Here is a 19,439-nt window from a genome sequence, read left to right on the forward strand (position 1 = left end):
GAAGTGTCCTAGAGACCGGAGGGTCATGATCACCACAATTGCCGACCGGATCCGGGCGATCGCGTCCCTCTTCTGGAGGGAACTGGCGAAGTTCGGTGCCGTGGGCGGTGTGGCGTTTGTCATTGACAAGGGACTGTTCTGGGTCCTGATCCACGGTCCGATGGAGGACAGCGAGGTCAAGGCGCAGGTGGTTTCCGCCGCTATTGCCACGGTGTTCGCCTGGATCGCCAACCGGTACTGGACCTTCCGTCACCGGCGTCAGGCCAACGTCCTCCGCGAGCTGATGATGTTCCTGCTGATCAACGCGGTTGGCCTGGGCATCGCAGCCGGCTTTGTCTGGTTCGCCAAGTACCCGCTGGACATCTCCGACCGTACGGGGCTGTTCGTTGCCGGAATTCTGGGTACGGTGCTGGCAACGGCCGTTCGTTTTGTTGCCTACCGCTTCTGGGTCTTCAACGAGGAACTCGACGAGGAGCCCGCATTCGCGCATGACCACGAACTCATCCACCCCCACGCCCGGACAGGTACAGGTAGAAGTGCCCGTGCAAGTGCCGGTGCCGGTTCATCCGTGCCGGTGGCAACGGGCGCGGTTCCGGCCGACGCAGCCGCACCACCTCAGCCGTCTGTGCAATCTTCGGGGCAGGCTTCCGGGCAGCCGTCAATGCAGCCGTCAGCTAAGCAGCCAACCGAGCAGTAACGCGTTCACCCTCCACCAGGCGGTCGGTGACCTCGACCTCCGGGTGCACCAGCACCACCGTTCCGCCGGCAGCCCAGATACGGACGGCAGCGGGCAGGATGGTCAGCAGGGGCAGGGACGCCGGGACCAGCCAGATGCCCTCTGCCGGCTGGTCGGTTCCGCTCAGCAGGTCGCTGTAGGTCAAACTCCTGCCGCCTGCGCGCATCAGTTCCGCACTTCCGTCCGCAGGATCCTCCAGGTAGACGTCGCCGAATGCGCGGACGGTCGCAGCGTAGTCCACCGCCCCGACGGGAAGAGTCCCGGGCCAGCGCATGTCCAGCGCGCCGGGCGCCACGAGCACCAGCAGCTCATCTTCCCGCCCAACGGGCGGTGTTTCCGGGGCACCATCCATGGTGAGCCGAACGTCTACCGGGGCATCGCCGTCGGGCACTGTCTCATCGTCGGACACTGTCTGATCCTCGGGCACTGTCTGATCGTCGAGCACTATCACCGCGCCGACCTGCCAGCTCGCCAGTGCCCAGACCAGGCTCTTCCAGTGCGGCGGCATACCGACGGCGACGACGGTGCCCGCCTCCGCGTCGAGCTCCTCCACCAGCATGTTGGATGTCTTGGCGACCCAGTTTTCGAGCACCCTGCCGGACAGCTCCACGCGTTCAGAGCCCGGCCCATACCAGATGAGCCGGGGCGCTCCGGACGCTGATCGGAAGGACTCAAATAATTCTTCAACGGACTTCAGGGGTGCCACCGGGTGCCTGCCTTTCAGGGGGTAAGCGTGCTGACCTGCGGGTTCAGTTGCACAATTGTGAGGTTCACTGCGCGTGGCGTGCACGCCATCAAGGAAATTCACTCTATAAGATTCCCTTCGCCGCTTGACTCGATGCTACTTACACGCGTGTAATTAGGTCATCGGATTTGCTTCGGCAGACGGGATTTCGGGGTTTCTCAGCGACTTGCTGAAGGCGCATCTCCCACACTAGTTTCTGTCCGAAGCTGCTACACCGGGAGGCTGGTATGGGGCAAGCAGAGCACATTCAGGACCGCACGTCCATCGCGGCCCAGGCGTCTGCGCGCTACGGATCGCGCGGCGTACCGCAGGACTGGTATGTCGATCCGGCAGACCCGGACGCTGCTGAGAGGTACAGGCAGCAGACCCAGTCGCTGGAAAATGAGGCAACCGCCTTCCTGGCGGCACATGAGGCACTGACTGAGGGTGCCGGCGTCGAGAATTTCCTCGATGTCGAGCCCACAGCAGCACCACGTCGTCAGGCTGTCCCGGAGCGGGTTGACCAGGCGGTATGGATCGGTCTTCCGGGCATCGGCTCTGACTTCGACGATGAAGGCGAGTTGGGCTGGCAGGCAGACGCACTGTGCGCTCAGACGGATCCCGAGGCATTCTTCCCCGAAAAGGGCGGTTCCACGCGGGACGCTAAGAAGGTGTGCGGCTCCTGCAACGTCAAGTCGCAGTGCCTGGAGTATGCGCTGGAGAATGATGAACGGTTCGGCATCTGGGGCGGACTCTCTGAGCGTGAGCGCCGCCGTTTGCGAAAGCGAGCGGTCTGATTCATCCGCAACAAAGGGTCACAGCCGTTGTCGTAGCCCACAACGGCGCCGAGTATCTTCCGGACACTCTCAAGGCACTCGGTCAGCAGACCCGACCCCCGGACTTCCAGGTAGGAGTCGACGCCGGTTCATCTGATGAATCGGCGTCTCTTCTGCAACTGCAGCTTCCGGTGGGTTCGCCCGTAGTGGGCGCATCCGGCCGCGGCGGTTTCGGCGCAGCCGTCCGCACAGGCCTTGCCGAAATCCCTGCCAGCCGACGGTCGGAACCTGACAGCGGAATCCACGACTGGATCTGGCTCCTGCATGATGATTCCGCCCCCGAGCCGACCGCGCTTGAGCAGCTCCTTCGAGCCGTCGAGCTCGCTCCGTCGGTAACAGTTGCCGGCGCAAAACAGGTCGAGTGGGAGCACCGGCGCAAGCTGGTGGACGTTGGATTGTCCATCAGCAGGTGGGCAGAGCGGCTCACCCTGATCGACGTCGACGAACTGGACCAGGGCCAGTATGACGTCCGCAGTGACATGTTCGCGGTCAACTCGGCAGGCATGCTGGTGCGCCGTGACGTCTGGGACAAGCTGGGCGGTTTTGACCCCGCCCTTCCAGGCACGGGAGACGACGTCGACTTCTGCTGGCGCAACCGGCTGGCCGGCCACCGTGTGGTGGTGGCTCCGGGTGCGGTTCTGCGCCACGCCGGCTCACGGGACAATCACGCAGCCACCCTCGGTGCCGCGCGGCGTGCCGAAGTGTATCTGCGCCTCAAGCACGCGACGCTCTGGAAGGTGCCGTTCCTTGCGGTCGGGGCCGTCCTCGGCGGTTTTGCCCGGCTGATTCTCGGCCTGCTGGCAAAGGACCCCGGATACGGCGTCGGGCAGCTCACTGCCAGTATTGCGGCCGTCCTTAAACCCTTCGACCTGTACCGGTCCCGTCGAACAGCAGCCCGGACCAAACGCCTCCCGCGATCTGTGGTGCGCGCCCTGCGGACCGGGCGCCGGGATGTATGGTCGCACCGGAAGTCAGTGGTGGAGGCTTTTTCAGCGCGGGGACTCGACGACGAGTCGTACGCCCAAAGCACCGCTGCGGACGTCCCGTCGGGCGACGCGAATGACGACTTCGCAGCACTGGAAGGCCCCTCCCGGATCTGGGCGGGGTGGGGGGCCATCGTCGCGGCTCTTGTGCTGCTCGGTGTCTCCCTGGTGGCGCTGCACCGGTTCATTGGTGCCTCAGCCCTGGCGGGCGGCTCCCTCCTTCCGCTGTCAACGGACCTCGCGGAGATCTGGGCCAACGGATCGCGCTGGTGGATCGACCTCGGCGCAGGCTTCGCCGGGCACGGAGATCCGTTCAGCTATGTTTTGTGGCTTGTGTCGGTACTGGGATTCGGCAACGGCAACGTGGCCGTCGTCGTGCTGATGCTGTGTGCGGCCCCGCTGGCGGGATTGACCGGCTGGTTCGGATCGGGTGCGTTTGTGCGCAGCCGCTCGCTTCGGCTGTGGGCTGCGTTCTTCTGGGGATCGCTGCCGGTCCTTCAGGTTGCGACCGGCAGCGGCAGGCTCGGCGCGCTCCTGGTGCACCTCTTGTTGCCCCTCGTTGCGCTGGCGCTCATCCGCGCAGTCGGGCAGGCTCCCGGTCGGCCCGGATCACAAACTCACGACGCCGTTGACTCTTCCAGGCGCCAGCGCTCGCTTCAGCTGATGCTCAAGCCGGGCATCAACGGTGTTCCCAGCTGGACGGCGGCGGCTGCCGCGGGCCTGTTGCTTGCGGTGGTCATCTCTTCCGCTCCGTCGCTGCTGCTCTTCTTTGTGGTCACCGTTGTGCTGATCACCCTGGTTGCGCGGCGCCGTGCCAAGACCGTCTGGTGGGCGCTGCTGCCGCCGCTGGCGCTGTTCATTCCGTTTGCGGCGTCCACCCTTGACCGTCCGTGGGCGGCCTTCGGCGACCCGGGTCTGCCACAGCCGTTCAGCGCTGCGCCCTTGTGGCAGCAGCTGTTGGGCTATCCGGTGGCGTTTCCGTCGTTCGGCCGGCTTGCTGCGTTTCCGGATCTGTTTCAAGGGCCCTGGCCGCTTGTTGTTTCGCTGATCGTTGGGCTGCCGGTGCTGCTGTTAGCCGCTACGGCGCTGTTCCTGCCAGGCAAAGGCAGGGCGATTGCGCGTGTGCTGTGGTCGCTGGCGGTGCTGGCACTGCTCGGAAGCGTAGCGAGTTCGCTGGTGGTGACCGGCGTCGGATCATCAGCACTCATTACACCGTTCACCGGGCCGTGGGTTTCGGTTGTCGCCCTGGCACTTCTGGCAGCTGCGCTGCTGGGCGGCGACTGGCTGCTGCAGCGGCTCCGTGCCGGCCGCTCCGGGCGTGCAGGCAGGTCTGCTCGAGGTGCGCGGGCCTGGTTGACTGCCGCAGCGCTGGTGCTGGCGCTGGGCCCGGCAACCAGCCTCACCGTCTGGCTGGTTCCGCAGTTGCGCACCCCGGATCCCGCGGTGGCGGCGACCAGTTTCGGAACCGAGCGGGCGGTGGTGCCGAGCGCCGACCGGACGCTTCCGGCGACCGCCGCTGACCGCGGTACCAGTGGGCAGCGCAGCACCACCCTGGTGATGAATGTTGACGGCGACAGTAACGTCAGTGCCGCCCTCATGAGAGGCGGCGGCACCACGCTCGATGCGCTCTCCCAGATCTACTCTGCCCGCCAGCTGCACGGATCGCTGCTGAATGCTCAACTGCGTGAGGATGACGACGCCGTGGCCGACGTGCGCCGGACCGTCGCCACCCTCGTGGCCGGCACCGGTGTTGATCCGCGCGAGGAGTTGGAGCGGCTTGGAGTCGGGTTCATCGTGCTGCAGCAGTCGGATTCGGCTGCCGAGGTACTGGCCAGCCAGCTTGACTCAGTTCCCGGTCTGGTGTCGGTGGGCAACACAGAGGCCGGCTGGCTGTGGCGGGTGGAGATGTCCGCTTCCGGGAATTCGGCGGCCGAGGCTCAGGTGGGCAGGCTCCGGATCGTTGATGAAGCGGGTGCAACGCTGAGTGTGCTTGACTCCGGTGCCACCAACGCATCGGGCACAATTCCGGCGGGTCCCGAGGGTAGGAGCCTGATACTGACCGAGCGGTCCGAACCCGGCTGGGAAGCAACACTCAATGGTGAACGGCTGGAACCGGCGTCCACCGGCTGGAATCAGGCCTTTGCGCTGCCGGCAGCGGGTGGCGATCTTGAGGTCCACTACGTCACGGTATGGGAACCGTGGTCCGGTATTGCGCAGGCGATCGTATTCAGCCTGACCATCCTGTTGGGCGTTCCAATTCCTGCACGGCCCCGCTTTGTCCATGTGCCGCAGGGTCGGAACCGAACGGCGGCGGTATCTGTGTCGAATGGCCGTCGGGCAGCGGGACCTGAGGTTCCTTTAGCTCCAGCGGCTGCGTCGCCGGACGAGTCTGCTGAGCAACAGCTCCCATCGCCTGAAGGCCCCGAACGCGATGAAGATCCTGAACGTGAATCAGCCCTGAGCAGCGGAAGGGCTGGTACCTGACAATGAGCGCAACGAAGAAGGTCCGTGGGACGGCTGTGCCTGCCAAACGAAGCGGCACCTGGGTGCGCGGTGCAGCAGGGGTTGCTGCCGGCGTCGTACTGGTGTCTGCAACGGGCGTGCTCGCGGGAGCGAGCATTGTGCAGAATATCGAGGGTGCGGCAGTAACGTTCCCGGTGCCGACGGCGGCGGTGCCGGCGGGCGAGTATTCGGCGGTGTGTCCGGAGCCGCTGCGGTTGCTCGAGGGCACTGTGGACGGTGGCGATCCGGAGTTCAGTCCGGTGTCAGAGACGGCCCGCAACCGCGTCAGCGCCATGACCCTGAGCGATCTGGGCGGTACCGTTCCGGGCTCGTCGATCACGCCGCTGGGCGGCGGCGATCCGTTGGCGGTTCTTGCCGAGCAGGTGCCCGAGTCCGAGCAGGAGGACCCGCAGGTCAGCAATGAGGACGGCCTGACCAATCGGGTAGCGGGTGTTGTTTCCGGGCAGGCAGTTGAGGGTGTGGCCGTACTGCGTGCCCAGCCTTTTGGAGAGCAGCGTGCCACCGCGGGTGCAGGCTTCACCTATACCGCGACGGATGGCGACCTTGCGGGCCTTGCGGTGGCGCACTGTCAGGTTCCGTCGAACGATTTCTGGCTGGTCGGTGCTGTTACCACGGTGGGTGCAACGGCGGTGCTGAACCTGCATAATCCATCGCAGTCGCCTGCAACGGTCAATCTGGACCTGTACGGGTCCGAGGGTGAAATCGACGCTCCGGGCGGCCAAGGGATTCTCATTGCTCCCGGCGAGTCGGAGTCGATTGTGGTTGCCGGGCTTGCAGCGAACGAGGAAAACGTTGCTATTCGGGTGCGCAGTGACGGCGGACGGGTCAGCGGGTTCATCCAGCAGAGCATGTTGCGCGGACTGACTCCGGGTGGGGTGGAACTGATTCAGGCTTCGGCGCCGAGTGCTTCATCGCAGGTTCTTCCGGGCATCCAGATTCAGGCACCGGACATTGTGGATCCGATCCTCGCGCAGGAAGGCTACGCCGGTGCCGGGCCGTCACTGCAGGTTGCGGTGCCGGGCGGCACGGATGCTGTGCTGGATGTGCGTGTGTTCGGTCCCAACGGTGAGGTGGAGTTGCCGGGCGGGGGAGTCGTTACGGCGGCGGCTGGTTCGGTCACGTCGATTCCGCTGGAGTCGCTGCCTGAGGGGAACTATTCGGCTGTCATCAGTTCCGACGTGCTGATTTCCGCATCGGCCAGGGTTGTTCGCGGCACCGAACCGGAAGAGCCGTTGGACCTGGCGCAGGTCCCGTCGGCTGTGCGGCTGGGAAGCCAGCACGTATCGGCATTACCGACCGGAGCGGACGCAGCCTTTGTCTTCAGTGCGCCCACGGGCCGGGCGGAGGTCCGTCTTCTGCCGGTCACCGCAGAGGGCGCGCTGGGCGAAGAGCAAGTGTTCGACGTCGCCGGCGGCACCACGGTGACGGTGCCTGCTGCTGACCTCGGTGACGGGACGGTTTCGGTGCTGATCGGCGTCTCCGGTGATCCCGCCTATGGTGCGCAGGTGGCAACGCTCGACGGCGACACTTCCGGGATCTCCGTAGCCCCCATACCGGCGGGCAGTGCAGGGCAGCAGAGCGTTTCGGTGAATATCGGGTTCTAGCTGAGGCTGGTTTTGTGTAGCTGGGCTTGTTCAGGCCCGGGAGCGGCCGTAGGCGGGGTCTACCGCTTCGGGGGCCATCCCCAAGAGCTCTGCCATCTGTTCGACAACCACGTCATGCACCAGTTCGTTGGCGGGAACGTAGCCCTTGGCGGTCATTTCGATGGGATGCCGGTACACCGTGATGGTGGCAGGCTTCCTGTCGGCAGCGGGAGTGGAGGTACCCAGCAGTCCGCGTACGGTCTCCGGTGCCATCTGCTCCAGTCCGTCCGGGATTTCCAGGACGAGGATCTGGACGTCCTGAATCTTGTCGCCCCACAACCGTTCCAGGCGCTGTGCGGATTCCATCACCCAGTCCTCGAACCGTTCGGAACGGGTGCGGGATCCCGGCAGATGTGACGGGATGAGCTCACCACGCAGGCCCCTGCCGTGGCGGTCACGCCGCCGGCCGGCGTACCGGGACTGTGCATCGACAGGCCCTTCCGGTACAGCCAGGCGAATGGAAAAGGAGCTATCCCGCATGCTGAAACTCTAGTCCGAACCCGTTCCTGCTGCATCACCCGTGTGGGACACGGTAGGCTGATCAGTCGTGGGATCGATCCGGCAATGTTCGCGTTCAGCGTGCCAGCGTGCTGCTGTGGCAACGCTCACTTACGTGTATGCCGATTCCACCGCTGTGCTTGGGCCGCTGGCCACGTATGCGGAACCACACTCCTATGATCTGTGCGCCCCCCATGCCGAGAACCTGACGGTTCCCCGCGGGTGGGAAGTGCTTCGGCTTGCGCTTCCGTCCGGACCGCCGGAACCCAGCCCGGATGACCTGCTGGCTCTGGTCAATGCTGTCCGTGAAGCAGCGGTCGACCGTAGCGCTCCGGAACCGACTGCTTCCCACGGATCAAAGGCTCCGCTGACGCCGCCGCCGGGTGAGCCAGGTGCCCGTCGCGGCCACTTGAGGGCGTTGCGGGACCGTTAGGGTTTTGGACTGAGTTTTTGAGCGGCTGTTACCGCGCTGTCCACACAGATTCCCGGTGCTGATGCGCTGCGCGATACCCTTGGAGTACCGCACCACGTGTCTCAGCTGTCGCTGCACCGCACGCCATCCGGAATCCTCGAAAGGCGGCATGCCGTTGCCCAATATCTCTTCTGATCTGTTGGCCATTCTTCGATGCCCCGTAACCGGATCCGCACTTCTGCAGGAGGGCGAGGTGCTTCGCTCGTCCGCTCCGGACGCATCGGGCAACTTCGTGGAATACCCCATCGATGAGTCAATCCCCGTGCTGCTTCGCCCCGAACTCAGGACAGCGGAAACCGTTCCCGCTCCTACTCCGACGCCCGCTTCCACCGCAGAGGAATCCCCATCACTATGACGTTTGACTTCAAGGTAGCCGACCTCTCCCTGGCCGAAGCCGGTCGTCACCAGATCCGGCTTGCCGAGCATGAGATGCCCGGCCTGATGGCACTGCGGCGCGAGTTCGGCGAGAGCCAGCCGCTCAAGGGTGCCCGTATTGCCGGGTCCCTCCATATGACGGTCCAGACGGCGGTCCTGATTGAGACCCTGACGGCTCTCGGTGCCGAAGTCCGGTGGGCCTCCTGCAACATCTTCTCAACGCAGGATGAAGCGGCGGCGGCTATCGTTGTCGGGTATGGAACGGTCGAGGAGCCGGCCGGCGTGCCGGTCTTCGCCTGGAAGAACGAGTCTCTGAAGGAGTACTGGTGGGCAACCACGCAGATCCTGCAGTGGCCGGATACCGAGCCCAACATGATTCTCGACGACGGCGGAGACGCCACCATGCTCGTGCACAAGGGTGTGGAGTTCGAAGCAGCCGGAGCGGTGCCCGCTGCGCCCACGGAAGATGACGTCGACTACTCGCACGAGTACACCGTCTTCCTCGATGTTTTGCGTTCCTCCCTGGCGGAAGATCCCGAGCGCTGGACGCGCATTGGTGCGTCAATCCAGGGTGTCACCGAGGAAACCACGACCGGTGTGCACCGCCTGTACCAGTTGGCCGAGCAGGGCAAGCTGCTGTTCCCGGCGATCAACGTCAATGACTCGGTGACGAAGTCGAAGTTCGACAACAAGTACGGCATCCGCCACTCGCTGCCGGACGGCCTGAACCGTGCAACCGATGTCCTCATCGGGGGCAAGGTCGCCGTCGTCTGCGGTTATGGCGATGTCGGCAAGGGTGCGGCAGAGGCACTTCGCGGCCAGGGTGCGCGTGTGATTGTGACCGAGATCGATCCGATCTGTGCGCTGCAGGCAGTCATGGACGGCTACCAGGTGGCCAAGCTGGAGTCTGTGCTTGCGGTGGGTGACATCTTCATCACCACCACGGGCAACAAGGACGTCATCATGGCGCTCCACATGCAGGCCATGAGGCACCAGGCGATCGTCGGGAACATCGGTCACTTCGACAACGAAATCGACATTGCCGGCCTGGCTCGCGTGCCGGGCGTTGCCAAGGTTGAAATCAAGCCGCAGGTTCACGAGTGGGTTTTCGATCAGGGAACCGACCGGCAGCGCAGCATCATCATGCTGTCGGAGGGGCGCCTGCTCAATCTGGGCAATGCCACCGGGCATCCGTCGTTTGTCATGAGCAACTCGTTTGCGAATCAGACCATTGCGCAGATCGAACTCTTCACCAAGCACGGTCAGGCACGCGAAGACGGCTCTCCGGAGTACGCGAAGCAGGTGTACGTGCTGCCCAAGATCCTTGATGAGAAGGTAGCCAGGCTGCACCTTGACGCGTTGGGTGTTGAGCTGACTGAGCTGTCGAAGAGCCAGGCGGAGTACCTCGATATTGATGCAGCCGGGCCGTACAAGTCGGATCACTACCGCTACTGAGCGCTGTCTCTGACTGTCGCTACGGCTGGCAGTCGCAGCGACGTGCAACCAGGAATCGTAACCGGACCGAAGTGTGTCCAGGCGGGACCGCCCGGCACGCGCGCGTAAAATTGCAACCGGACAGCACCTAGCAGGCAGGGTAAAGAGCATGTCGAATTTCTCCGACGGCAATCAGTCGCGGCGGCGCGGCTGGAAGGTCGGCGCGCTCATTGTCGCTGGATTGCTGGTTGTCGGCGGCGGTGCAATCGGTGCCATTACTGCACCGAGCTGGGCCAACTTCGGCAATGAGCCGGCGGCAGCGCCGTCGTCGTCGGCTTCATCCTCGGAGGAACCGGCAGCTGAGGAAACGCCCGCTGCTGAGGAGTTCACCTTCGGGATCACGCCTACTGACGGTGCGGTAGCGGTGAACCCGGCCACGCTGCCGGAGATCCGGGTGGAGAAGGCGACCATTCAGGACGTGTCGCTCGCACCTGTTGCCGGCGGCGAGCCGGTTGCGGGAACGGTGTCGGAGGACGGATCTTCCTGGAAGGCCGACGGGCCGCTCGCATTTGCTACGGAGTATGCGTTCGAGTTTGTGCTCGTTGATACAACGGGCGTGGAACACCGGCAGAAGCAGACCTTCACCACGGTCCAGCCGGAGAATGAGGCCAACGCCTGGATGTATCCGGCTCCCGGGTCAACCGTTGGAACGGGCCAGACGATTGAGATCACGTTCAGCGAGCCGGTGATCAACAAGGACGAGGTCGAAAACGCCATCACGATCACCAGCACGTCCGGCCAGAAGGGTGCGTTCTACTGGCTGAATGATTCGGAGGTGCGCTACCGGGCGCAGGAGTACTGGGATCCGAACAGCACCATTACCGTTGACGTTCAGCTGTTCGGTGTTGAATTCGGTAACGGGATGGTCGGCAACTTCAACGACACCTGGTCCTTCACCACCCACAATGACCGCCTGGCTGTGGTGGACAATGCTACCAAGGAGATGCAGGTCTTCATTGACGGCAAGCTCGAGCGGACCTTTCCGGTGACGCTCGGTACGGAGGAATGGCCGTCCTTCTTCGGGCTGTATACCGTCATGGAGCAGTACGAGCGGACCAAGTTCACGGCGGAGTCCATCGGCCTGAAACCGGGCGATCCTGCCTACTACGAGCCAACCGAAGTGAATTTCGCGAGCCGTATCTCCAATGGTGGCGCTTTTGTTCACGAGGCCCTTCCTGCGGCGCAGCCCATTCTGGGTGAGTTGAACGTTTCGCACGGTTGTGTCGGCATGAGCCCTGAGGGTGCCAAGTACTTCTATGACACGTTCGGTCCGGGCGACATGCTTGAGATCCGCAATACCGACACCGGTCCGGTGCAGGTTTGGGACGGCTTTGGCGACTGGAACCTGACCTGGGCAGAGTGGACCTCGCAGGCCTGATTACCTGGGTTTCTGCAACTTCTTCTTGGTCAGGAACTAGACTTTCACTCAGGAGCTGAACGGCAGCTTGTGTAGCTGTTCGGCTGTGTGCGACGTCCGTTCGCGCTGTCTCATGAGCCGGGCATAGTCGCGATCTCGGCGTTCGGACACGACTGCGTTCAGGAAGTCTTCGGGCGGTGTTCCTGCAGGCGGTGTCGGGAACACGAAAGCTGATGCTTCGGTGGCCAGTTCGATGGCCAGCGTGGTGCGTGCGGGCGGTGTGAGCCGACTTGCCTGGCCGATGAACTGCGAGATCCGGCGGGTCAGTGCGTCAGGTAACTGGGCGACGTCGGCGGTTGCACTCCACTCCTGTAACGACGGCGGCAACACCGCCCGCGTGCGGGATTTGACCACGACGCGCTCATGCATCGAATAGGTGCCTGCGAGCAGATCGCCCAGCCGTTTGGAGCGTTCGTTGAACACGGCGACGAGGAAAGCGAGGGAGCCGACCAGAAGGTAAATCTCCAGGACCGCGAGCATTCCGCGGATAAAGGCGTGCCGGAAACGGATGGACCCGCCGTCGTCACGCACGATGCGCAGTCCCATGGCCAGGCGGCCCAGCGACTTGCCTCTGGTGACCGTTTCGATCGTCACCGGAATGACCACGAGGACAAGAACCACGAGCACCAGAACGAGTGCCTGGGTCAGTGCCGGGTCGAAGGACCCACCGAAGGTGTTTCCGACGGCGACGATAACGCCGATGATCACCAGGATCTGAGCGAGCACGTCGATCATCAGGCTGACGGCACGTGCACCGAAGGATGCCGGGCGCAGTTCAAGAACGACTGCTTCGCCTGTGATGACCGAGCTCATTGGATGTCCTCCCCTTGGATGAGATCAGCTTAGCTGCCGTTGGACGGTGGGTTTCGGCGGCTAAGCTGATCGGGTGGATCTGGACGCATTCGAGGAAGTTAACCGCGCAGACTGGAACCGGCTGGATTCGTTGACGCGGCAGCGCCGGTTGCGTGGTCGTGAGGCCGATGAGCTGCTCAGCCTGTACCAGCGCACTTCCACCCACCTGTCGATGATTCGGTCTGTTGCTCCGGAGAGTGCGCTGTCCAACGAGCTGTCCATGCGGTTGTCACGGGCTCGGACCAAGTTCACGGGTGCGCGATCGAATGTGCTCGAAGATGTTGCGCGATTCTTTGTGATCTCGCTGCCTGCTGCTTTCTACCGGATCCGTTGGCTCACTGTGGTGGTCGGTGTGGTGTTTGTGGCCGTTGCCTGGCTTTTCGGTGCGTGGGTTGTGAATACGCCCGGGGTGATTGCGGCTCTTGGTAGTGACGAGGAGATTCGGCGGTACGTTGAGGAGGATTTCGTCAACTACTACTCGGAGAATCCGGCTGCGTCCTTTGCGGGTCTGGTGTGGACCAACAATGCGTGGATTGCGGTTCAGGCGGTGGCGTTTGGGATTACCGGTCTTTGGGGGCCGTTCATTCTCTACCAGAACGCACAGGGTGTGGGAATGGCCGGGGGAATGATGGCCTCGTACGACAAGCTCGATGTGTTCTTCATCTACATCCTTCCACACGGTTTCATGGAGTTGACGGCGATCTTCGTTGCGACGGCTGCCGGGTTGCGGATCTTTTGGGCATGGGTTTCTCCTGGAGCGCGAACGCGGTCGCAGGCCCTTGCCGAAGAGGGGCGGTCGCTCATTACGGTTGCGCTGGGATTGGTGCTGGTGCTCTTTGTGTCCGGGCTTGTGGAGGGCTTCGTGACGCCGAGTCCGCTTCCTGTGTGGTTGCGGATCGGAATCGGTTTCCTTGTGTTTGCGCTCTACTGGGTGTACACGCTGGTTCTTGGCCGGCGTGCGGTCCGGGCCGGATATACCGGCGATCTTGCGGATGAGGACCGTGGGGCTTCGGTGCTGACTGCCTGACCTTTGGGCTGGCTTGGGTTCGGGGCTTCGGTGCTGTCTTGGGCTGCCTTAACTCGGGCTGCCTGAACCCGGGCTGCATAGAGGCGGGGCTGCCTAGGGTGGGGGACACGCCACCATTCTGTGATCGTGCTGAAGCGAACCGCGCACGACGCCAGGAGAGAGGAATCTTCGCTAGCCCACGCAAACCGTTCGTTTGCGCGTCAATGGTGCTGTGCTGTGCGGTCCTGGTGCCATTTCGTTTCCCCGCACCCCGTGCGGGTGTTTAGAAGGGCGGCGGTCTGGTGGTGTAGGTTTTGCCCGCTGGTGAGATGGCGATGATGGTGCCGGGTTCGGGCTGCTTGTAGTCCCAGTGCTCGTTTGTTTTGAGCATGTGGTGCTTGGCGCAGAGGCAGGAAAGGTTGTGGTGGTCGGTGCGTCCGCCTTTGTGCCAGGGGATGGTATGGTCGATTTCCGTTGCTTTTGCTGTCCGGTTGCAGCCGGGATGTCTGCAGGTTTTGTCCCGGGCTCGGACCCAGTCCTGGAGGTGTTTCGGTGGCCGGTAGGAGGCCCGGCCGATGGAGAGCGCCGCACCGGTTTCGGGGTGTGTCAGAATCCGGGTGAATGAGGGTGCGTGTCCGGCCAGACGTGCTGCCGTTTCCGGGTCGATCGGGCCGTAGCCTTCCAACACCGCGTAGCCGGGCCGGCCTAGCCTTGCACTGGAATCAGCGTTGCTGTCACCGTTCGCGGGACCGTACCCGTCTGCGACGCAGTGTTTGTCTGCGTCGTCGTGCATTGGGTTCCAGCTTTCGCCCGTGACGCGGTCTTTTTCAGCATTCCCGGCTCGGGCGCCAGCCATGAAGCCGGTCGTTCCCCGATCTGCTCCTCGTCCGCCTGCTCCTCGTCCGCCTGCTCCTCGTTCACCTGCTCCTCGTTCACCGCCGTCGCCTGGCATTTGGTCCAGCAGGGTGAGGGCGGGCACGGTGATGTGGACGGTTGCTCCGATTCCACGGAACCCGGTTCCGTTGCTGATGTCTCCGGCGCAGGTGTGGGTGAGCAGGTCGGTGAAGACATCGGCAGGGAGCTGGCCGAGAGTGCGCCCCTCGTCCGGTGCCTGGAGTCCGCGGGCTCCGGCGTCGATCCGGTTGTAAATCCCACACGCCTGTTCCGCCGGCAAGTAGGCGCTCAGCCAGGCCATCCCGTCAGTACCCGGCTCGACGATGACCCGGCGTTCGGCAGCGGCACGGGTTTTGCGGACCGGAGCAGCTTCCGGGTGCAGGATCTCCCGCAGTCCGCGGGCTCGCCGGGTCAGTTTCGCGACCGTGGACTGCTCAGCCACCTCGACAAGGTCCTGTTCAAACCGGACCACCGAATCAGCGGGCACACCGACGCATTCCTCCACGATGGTGGCGGCATGCCGCCACGACAGCTTGCCCGCTTCCATGCTGGTCAGCGTGCGCTCGTGGTGATTGACCAGCGACCGGCTCTGCGCGACAAGATTCTTGGCAGACCCGGACGGCATCCGCAGCAGTGCGCCGACTTCTTCGGCTGCCAGCGACAACACAAACTCGTCCTGATCGGCTTGTGCCTGAGCGCTGGACTGGACCTCGTTGGCCGGCTGCACATCGCGTCGATACAGCTCACGGATACGGTCCACCAGCCGTGCCTTTTGCGCATCGGCCCAGCACTGTAGCTCGTTCAACCGTTCCAGCGTGTCCACCGCGTCGGTCAGCGTTTCCAACGCCCTCATAGGGGACAGCTCAACAACACCCCACGGACCGGATGGTGCTGGTTCGTCTGTGCCTTCCCAAATTTGGCCTTCGAACACCCCGCTGAACGGGACCTCGGTCCAATCCGGAGCTTCAGATTCTGTCCAGGAAGAGTTCCTCTGAGTGCCAGGACGGGTGAAACCTGGGTCAGACGGTCCTGACCGGGAGGTGCTCTCCCCAGCGGAGTCTGCACCTGTAGAACCCGGATGAGGCGATCCTGACCTGTAAGAGCTCTCGCCAGCGGAGCCCGCGCTGGAGGCACCGGCAACACCAAAGGCACCGGCAGCACCACCCTCAGCACTTGGCGTGAACTCCTCGGAAAACTCCATAAACACACTCCATCACCCACCTCTGACAAAACTGGACCGTCCGAGCAGCCACCGGATTATGCCCACTGCGAACACCGACGGACTGCGGACAGGCACGCCGAGAAGAAGCTCAGCGGCGTGGCCGACATCGGTCGGGTCAGTCCTCCCGGGTACTGTCGTAGATAGGAATTCCATGCAAGGAGACAGTCGTGGCTGACAAAGCTGAGAACGAAAATCAGAGCGGGCCCGAAGGCAGCGAACGCCGCGCAGCACTGCGCTCGGACCAGTCCGGCGGCGGTTCAACCCGCCTTCGTGAGAGTGGCTTCCCCATGAGGAAGGCCAGCACCCTTCCTGACGTATCGGCCTACACACCGGCATACGAGAACGAGACCGATAACGACACCGAGGCCGAAATTGCTGCTGCCCCGACGCCTGTTGGAGATTCCGCTGCAACGTCGCCTGGAAGCGGTGATTCTCCTGCCGTTCCGGAGCCCGAAAACACGTCGACCGGACAAAAAGACCCCATCACCATGGGGTCCGGCTACGGGCGAGCGGTTTACTCGCCACCGGATCACCCCACAACAGATCCGTCGTCGCCGGCGACACAACAAATCGCCGCAATTCCGGTCAAAGCAACCTCTGACGAGGGCCCCGCCGCAGCAACTGCCGAGCACGCAGCCTACGAGCACGCAACTGCCGGCGACGCAGCCCGCCCCGACTCAGCAACTGCCGGCGACGCAGCCCCCGTGGACGCGACGCCCGATGACGCGACCCGACCCGCCGCAGCAACTGGCGAGGACGCGACGCCCGATGACGCGGTTCACGAGGATGCAGCCCGCGAGCACGCAACTGCCGAGGCCGCGGCTCACGAGGACGCAGCCCCCGAGGACGCAACGCCCGTACACGCAACACCCGCGGGCTCGACTCTAGCCCGCTCCTCTTCCTCACCATCCCGGCCGAGCCGCACAAAGACCGACGACGACGCCACCCCCGACACCTCCTCGCTCGCCATCCGCCCTCCCGAAGAGGAGGTCAACCGGCGGGCAAACCAGCGTGACGAGGCCGCCGCTGCCAAGCCGTTACTTCCGCGCGTCCTACAGGCGGCAGTCGCAGTGTTCTTCCCGATCATCCTTCTCGCCGCAGCGGTTCGTGCTGTCACCACCCCGCTGTTCCTCTGGGTCGAATACCATCGCCCGGGTTTCCCTGCCGACAGCTACGGATTCAGCACCGAGGACCGGATGACCTATGGCTCGTACGCCATGGATTACATCCTCAACTGGGCGCCCGCCCGCTTTCTAGGCGACCTCGTCAACACGGACGGCGACCAACTGTTCCTCGACAGCGAAGTCGGCCACATGGCTGACGTGAAGGGCGTGCTGTCTACCGGGTTTGTCGTCGCAACCGTCCTCGCCATCCTCACAATCGTTGCCTGCATTTACCTGGCACGCCGCTACCCCGGAGGCATCCGCCGCGGCCTGTTCGCAGGTGCGGTTGCAACGCTCGTCCTCGCGATTGCGCTCGCCGTAGCCGGGATCCTGGCCTGGGAAACCTTCTTCACACAGGTCCACGCACTCTTGTTCGCCGACGGCACCTGGACCTTCCGTCTCGACGACACCCTCATCCGACTCTTCCCAGCCCAGTTCTGGATCGACGCCGCCGCATCCGTCGGCGCCATCGTGCTGATTGGTGCTGTACTGACCCTCGTCCTCACCTGGCCCACCAAAGCCCGCCGCGAAAAGTCCGCCCACGCTTACGCAGCCCGCCGCGCCAACAACGGCATCTAAGCACGACGACGGCGGCGGCAGGCAGGGAGCACGACGACGGCGGCGGCAGGCAGGGAGCACGACGACGGCGGCAGCAGGCAGAGCGCGACTGCGAGGGGACGACCGCGGCAGGCAGAGAGAGCAACAACCCGTCAGGTGTAAAGCTTCTCCACAGCCGCACCGTGATCGGCCAGCACCGCCGCCTTCTTCAGCTTCAGGGTGGGTGTGAGGTATCCGGAATCGACGGTGAACTCGGCATCGAGAACATCGAACTTCCGGATCTGCTCGGCACGCGACACCAGCGTGTTCGCAGCATCGACAGCCGTCTGCAGTTCCGCACGCAACGCAGCAGACGACAACACCTCAGACGACGCCACCTCAGACGACAGCACCTCAGACCACGCCACCTCAGACGGCACCTCCCCAGACGACAGCACCCCAGACGACCCCGAAGCGCCATGCCCGTTCGCTTTCACCCAGTTGCTCACAGCGTCAGGATCGAGCGTCACCAAAGCAGCAACAAACGGCCGGTTGTCGCCCACAACGAGCGCGTGCGCCACGAGAGGATGTTCCCGCAGTTTCTCCTCCAGCGGCGCCGGGGCAACGTTCTTGCCGCCAGCCGTCACCAGAAGGTCCTTCTTCCGGCCGGTGATGTGCAGGAAGCCGTCCTCGTCCAGCGTTCCAAGGTCACCGGTACGGAAGAAACCGTCCTCCGTGAATGACTCTGCATTGGCAGCACTGTTGTGGTGGTACCCCTTGAAGACACCGACGCCGTTGACCTGGATTTCGCCATCCTCATCGACCCGAATGGTGGTTCCGGGCATCGGAATACCCACCGAACCGACCCGCGTCAGCGACACCGTATTCGCCGTACAGGGCGCAGTACTCTCAGTCAGCCCGTAACCTTCCAGCACATTGATCCCGGCACCACGGAAGAAGTGCGTCAGGTGCTCGCTGAGCGGCGAAGCGCCCGACACCGTATGCACCACCTCACCACCAAAAACTCCCCGCAGCTTCGGATACAGCACACGGTCAAACAGTGCGTGACGTGCCCGCAACAGCAGCGACGGACCACTTCCACCCCGCGCCGCAGCATCCAAAGCCTTCGAGTAGGCAACCGCCGTGGCGTCCGCCGCACGGAAAATTTTGCCCTTGCCGGCAGCCTCAGCCTTCTGCGAAGCGGTGCTGTAGATCTTCTCGAAGATGCGTGGCACCACCAGCAGGAACGTGGGCTTGTACGCAGCGAGATCGTCAAGCAGCTCGGTGGCATTGGACGTGTGGCCAAGCTTCACCCCGGCACCCAGGCAGACCAGCTGCACCGCACGCGCCAGCACATGCGCAAGCGGCAGGAACATCAGGGTCCGTGCATTTTCCTGTTTGAGCAGCTCCGGCAGGAACTCGATGGTGTTCACGGCAAACAGCGCAAAGTTGCCGTGCGTGATCTCGCACCCCTTGGGTTGCCCCGTAGTGCCCGACGTGTACACCAGCGACGCCACATCCTCCAGCACCCGGCTGCTCCGCGCGGCCTCGAGCACGTCGTCGCTGACCGACTCCCCGTCAGACGCCAACGATGCAAAGGAGGCAGCACCGTCGTCGTAATTCATCAGTACAAGCTGCGCGTCCGGCGCAGCCTGGCGCACCACTGCCGCTTTTTCCTCGTTCTCAACGAGCACGACGACGGCGGCAGAGTCCTCCAGGATGAAGCTCACCTGGTGTGCCGAGGAGGTCTCGTAAATGGGAACAGTGACGGCTCCGGCAAACCAGATGGCAAGGTCAGCGAGGGTCCACTCGTAGCGGGTCTTCGACATGACCGCCACCGAGTCACCGGGTTGCACGCCGCGCGCGAGAAGCCCCTTGGCCAGCGCGCGCACCTGCTCCAGGAAGGAGTCGGCACTGACGTCCTTCCAGACGCCGTCCGTCTTCACCGCATACAGCGGGGCCTTCGGAGCGCGCCTGTGCTGGGTGAGGAGGAGGTCGGTGACGTTGGACTCGGCCGGTAGATCGACCATGAGTTCGGTGGAGGATTCTCGCATCGGTGCAACT

14 protein-coding genes are annotated in these 19,439 nt (G+C 63.8%); 9 read left to right on the forward strand and 5 right to left on the reverse strand.

Features of this window, described 5'->3' with window-relative positions; translation table 11 throughout:
- Window positions 1-25: 25 nt before the first annotated feature.
- Window positions 26-697, forward strand: coding sequence for a GtrA family protein (locus JOD47_RS13230; protein ID WP_204534875.1), 672 nt, complete (start codon window positions 26-28; stop codon window positions 695-697).
- On the opposite strand, the gene JOD47_RS13235 is transcribed toward JOD47_RS13230, so the two are convergent.
- Entirely contained in the window at window positions 675-1,442 is a 768-nt protein-coding gene (locus tag JOD47_RS13235) for a TIGR03089 family protein (protein ID WP_204534876.1), read from the reverse strand. The genes JOD47_RS13230 and JOD47_RS13235 overlap by 23 nt on opposite strands.
- A 266-nt stretch (window positions 1,443-1,708) precedes the next feature.
- Here JOD47_RS13235 and JOD47_RS17705 point away from each other — a divergent pair, with 266 nt between their 5' ends.
- From JOD47_RS17705 to JOD47_RS13250, 3 genes are read left to right on the forward strand one after another with little or no spacing between them, the layout of a single operon-like run.
- The gene (locus JOD47_RS17705) at window positions 1,709-2,257 is read left to right on the forward strand and encodes a WhiB family transcriptional regulator (protein WP_275577884.1); all 549 of its coding nucleotides are present in this window, start codon (window positions 1,709-1,711) and stop codon (window positions 2,255-2,257) included.
- Window positions 2,257-5,763: a glycosyltransferase family 2 protein gene (locus JOD47_RS13245; RefSeq protein WP_204536721.1), complete on the forward strand. Its 3,507-nt coding sequence runs from the start codon at window positions 2,257-2,259 to the stop codon at window positions 5,761-5,763. The genes JOD47_RS17705 and JOD47_RS13245 overlap by 1 nt, the downstream gene beginning before the upstream one ends.
- 2 nt (window positions 5,764-5,765) lie before the next feature.
- Window positions 5,766-7,406 carry a DUF5719 family protein gene (locus tag JOD47_RS13250; protein ID WP_204534878.1) on the forward strand — a complete coding sequence of 547 codons (1,641 nt, stop codon included), beginning with the start codon at window positions 5,766-5,768 and terminating at the stop codon, window positions 7,404-7,406.
- A gap of 30 nt (window positions 7,407-7,436) precedes the next feature.
- Here the strand turns inward: JOD47_RS13250 and JOD47_RS13255 are convergent, their stop codons facing one another.
- Window positions 7,437-7,925, reverse strand: a complete 489-nt coding sequence (locus JOD47_RS13255) for a metallopeptidase family protein (RefSeq protein WP_204534879.1) — start codon at window positions 7,923-7,925, stop codon at window positions 7,437-7,439.
- Window positions 7,926-7,992: 67 nt separating this feature from the next.
- On the opposite strand from JOD47_RS13255, the gene JOD47_RS13260 reads away from it, so the two are divergent.
- From JOD47_RS13260 to JOD47_RS13270, 3 genes are all read left to right on the forward strand, one after another.
- Window positions 7,993-8,376: a DUF3499 domain-containing protein gene (locus JOD47_RS13260; protein WP_204534881.1), complete on the forward strand. Its 384-nt coding sequence runs from the start codon at window positions 7,993-7,995 to the stop codon at window positions 8,374-8,376.
- Between the two features lie 390 nt (window positions 8,377-8,766).
- The gene (gene ahcY / locus JOD47_RS13265; RefSeq protein ID WP_204534883.1) at window positions 8,767-10,245 is read left to right on the forward strand and encodes an adenosylhomocysteinase; all 1,479 of its coding nucleotides are present in this window, start codon (window positions 8,767-8,769) and stop codon (window positions 10,243-10,245) included.
- A 148-nt stretch (window positions 10,246-10,393) separates the two neighbouring features.
- On the forward strand, window positions 10,394-11,662 hold the full coding sequence (locus JOD47_RS13270) for a L,D-transpeptidase (RefSeq protein ID WP_204534884.1): 1,269 nt from the start codon (window positions 10,394-10,396) through the stop codon (window positions 11,660-11,662).
- A gap of 48 nt (window positions 11,663-11,710) precedes the next feature.
- Here the strand turns inward: JOD47_RS13270 and JOD47_RS13275 are convergent, their stop codons facing one another.
- Window positions 11,711-12,514, reverse strand: a complete 804-nt coding sequence (locus JOD47_RS13275) for an RDD family protein (RefSeq protein ID WP_204534886.1) — start codon at window positions 12,512-12,514, stop codon at window positions 11,711-11,713.
- A 73-nt stretch (window positions 12,515-12,587) separates the two neighbouring features.
- Between JOD47_RS13275 and JOD47_RS13280 the strand changes: the two genes are divergently transcribed.
- Complete coding sequence (locus tag JOD47_RS13280; protein WP_204534887.1) at window positions 12,588-13,580, forward strand: stage II sporulation protein M; 993 nt, start codon at window positions 12,588-12,590, stop codon at window positions 13,578-13,580.
- 262 nt (window positions 13,581-13,842) lie between these two features.
- Here the strand turns inward: JOD47_RS13280 and JOD47_RS13285 are convergent, their stop codons facing one another.
- On the reverse strand, window positions 13,843-15,306 hold the full coding sequence (locus JOD47_RS13285; protein ID WP_204534889.1) for an HNH endonuclease signature motif containing protein: 1,464 nt from the start codon (window positions 15,304-15,306) through the stop codon (window positions 13,843-13,845).
- Between the two features lie 536 nt (window positions 15,307-15,842).
- Here JOD47_RS13285 and JOD47_RS13290 point away from each other — a divergent pair.
- A complete protein-coding gene (locus JOD47_RS13290) occupies window positions 15,843-17,417 on the forward strand; it encodes a lipoprotein intramolecular transacylase Lit (protein WP_307836282.1) in 1,575 nt (524 codons plus the stop codon).
- A 131-nt stretch (window positions 17,418-17,548) separates the two neighbouring features.
- Here JOD47_RS13290 and JOD47_RS13295 read toward each other — a convergent pair whose 3' ends face one another.
- Window positions 17,549-19,429: an AMP-dependent synthetase/ligase gene (locus JOD47_RS13295; RefSeq protein WP_204534891.1), complete on the reverse strand. Its 1,881-nt coding sequence runs from the start codon at window positions 19,427-19,429 to the stop codon at window positions 17,549-17,551.
- Window positions 19,430-19,439 lie beyond the last annotated feature (10 nt).

Origin of the sequence: Arthrobacter tumbae (assembly GCF_016907495.1) — a bacterium.
GTDB classification, from domain to species: Bacteria; Actinomycetota; Actinomycetes; order Actinomycetales; family Micrococcaceae; genus Arthrobacter_D; species Arthrobacter_D tumbae.

Excerpts from the sequence above, each read along its gene's own strand:
- JOD47_RS17705 (WP_275577884.1), top strand. The coding sequence starts at position 1,709 with ATGGGGCAAGCAGAGCACATTCAGGACCGCACGTCCATCGCGGCCCAG.
- JOD47_RS13255 (WP_204534879.1), bottom strand. The coding sequence starts at position 7,925 with ATGCGGGATAGCTCCTTTTCCATTCGCCTGGCTGTACCGGAAGGGCCT.
- JOD47_RS13250 (WP_204534878.1), top strand. The coding sequence starts at position 5,766 with ATGAGCGCAACGAAGAAGGTCCGTGGGACGGCTGTGCCTGCCAAACGA.
- JOD47_RS13285 (WP_204534889.1), bottom strand. The coding sequence starts at position 15,306 with ATGAGGGCGTTGGAAACGCTGACCGACGCGGTGGACACGCTGGAACGG.
- JOD47_RS13270 (WP_204534884.1), top strand. The coding sequence starts at position 10,394 with ATGTCGAATTTCTCCGACGGCAATCAGTCGCGGCGGCGCGGCTGGAAG.
- JOD47_RS13275 (WP_204534886.1), bottom strand. The coding sequence starts at position 12,514 with ATGAGCTCGGTCATCACAGGCGAAGCAGTCGTTCTTGAACTGCGCCCG.
- JOD47_RS13295 (WP_204534891.1), bottom strand. The coding sequence starts at position 19,429 with ATGCGAGAATCCTCCACCGAACTCATGGTCGATCTACCGGCCGAGTCC.
- ahcY (WP_204534883.1), top strand. The coding sequence starts at position 8,767 with ATGACGTTTGACTTCAAGGTAGCCGACCTCTCCCTGGCCGAAGCCGGT.
- JOD47_RS13230 (WP_204534875.1), top strand. The coding sequence starts at position 26 with ATGATCACCACAATTGCCGACCGGATCCGGGCGATCGCGTCCCTCTTC.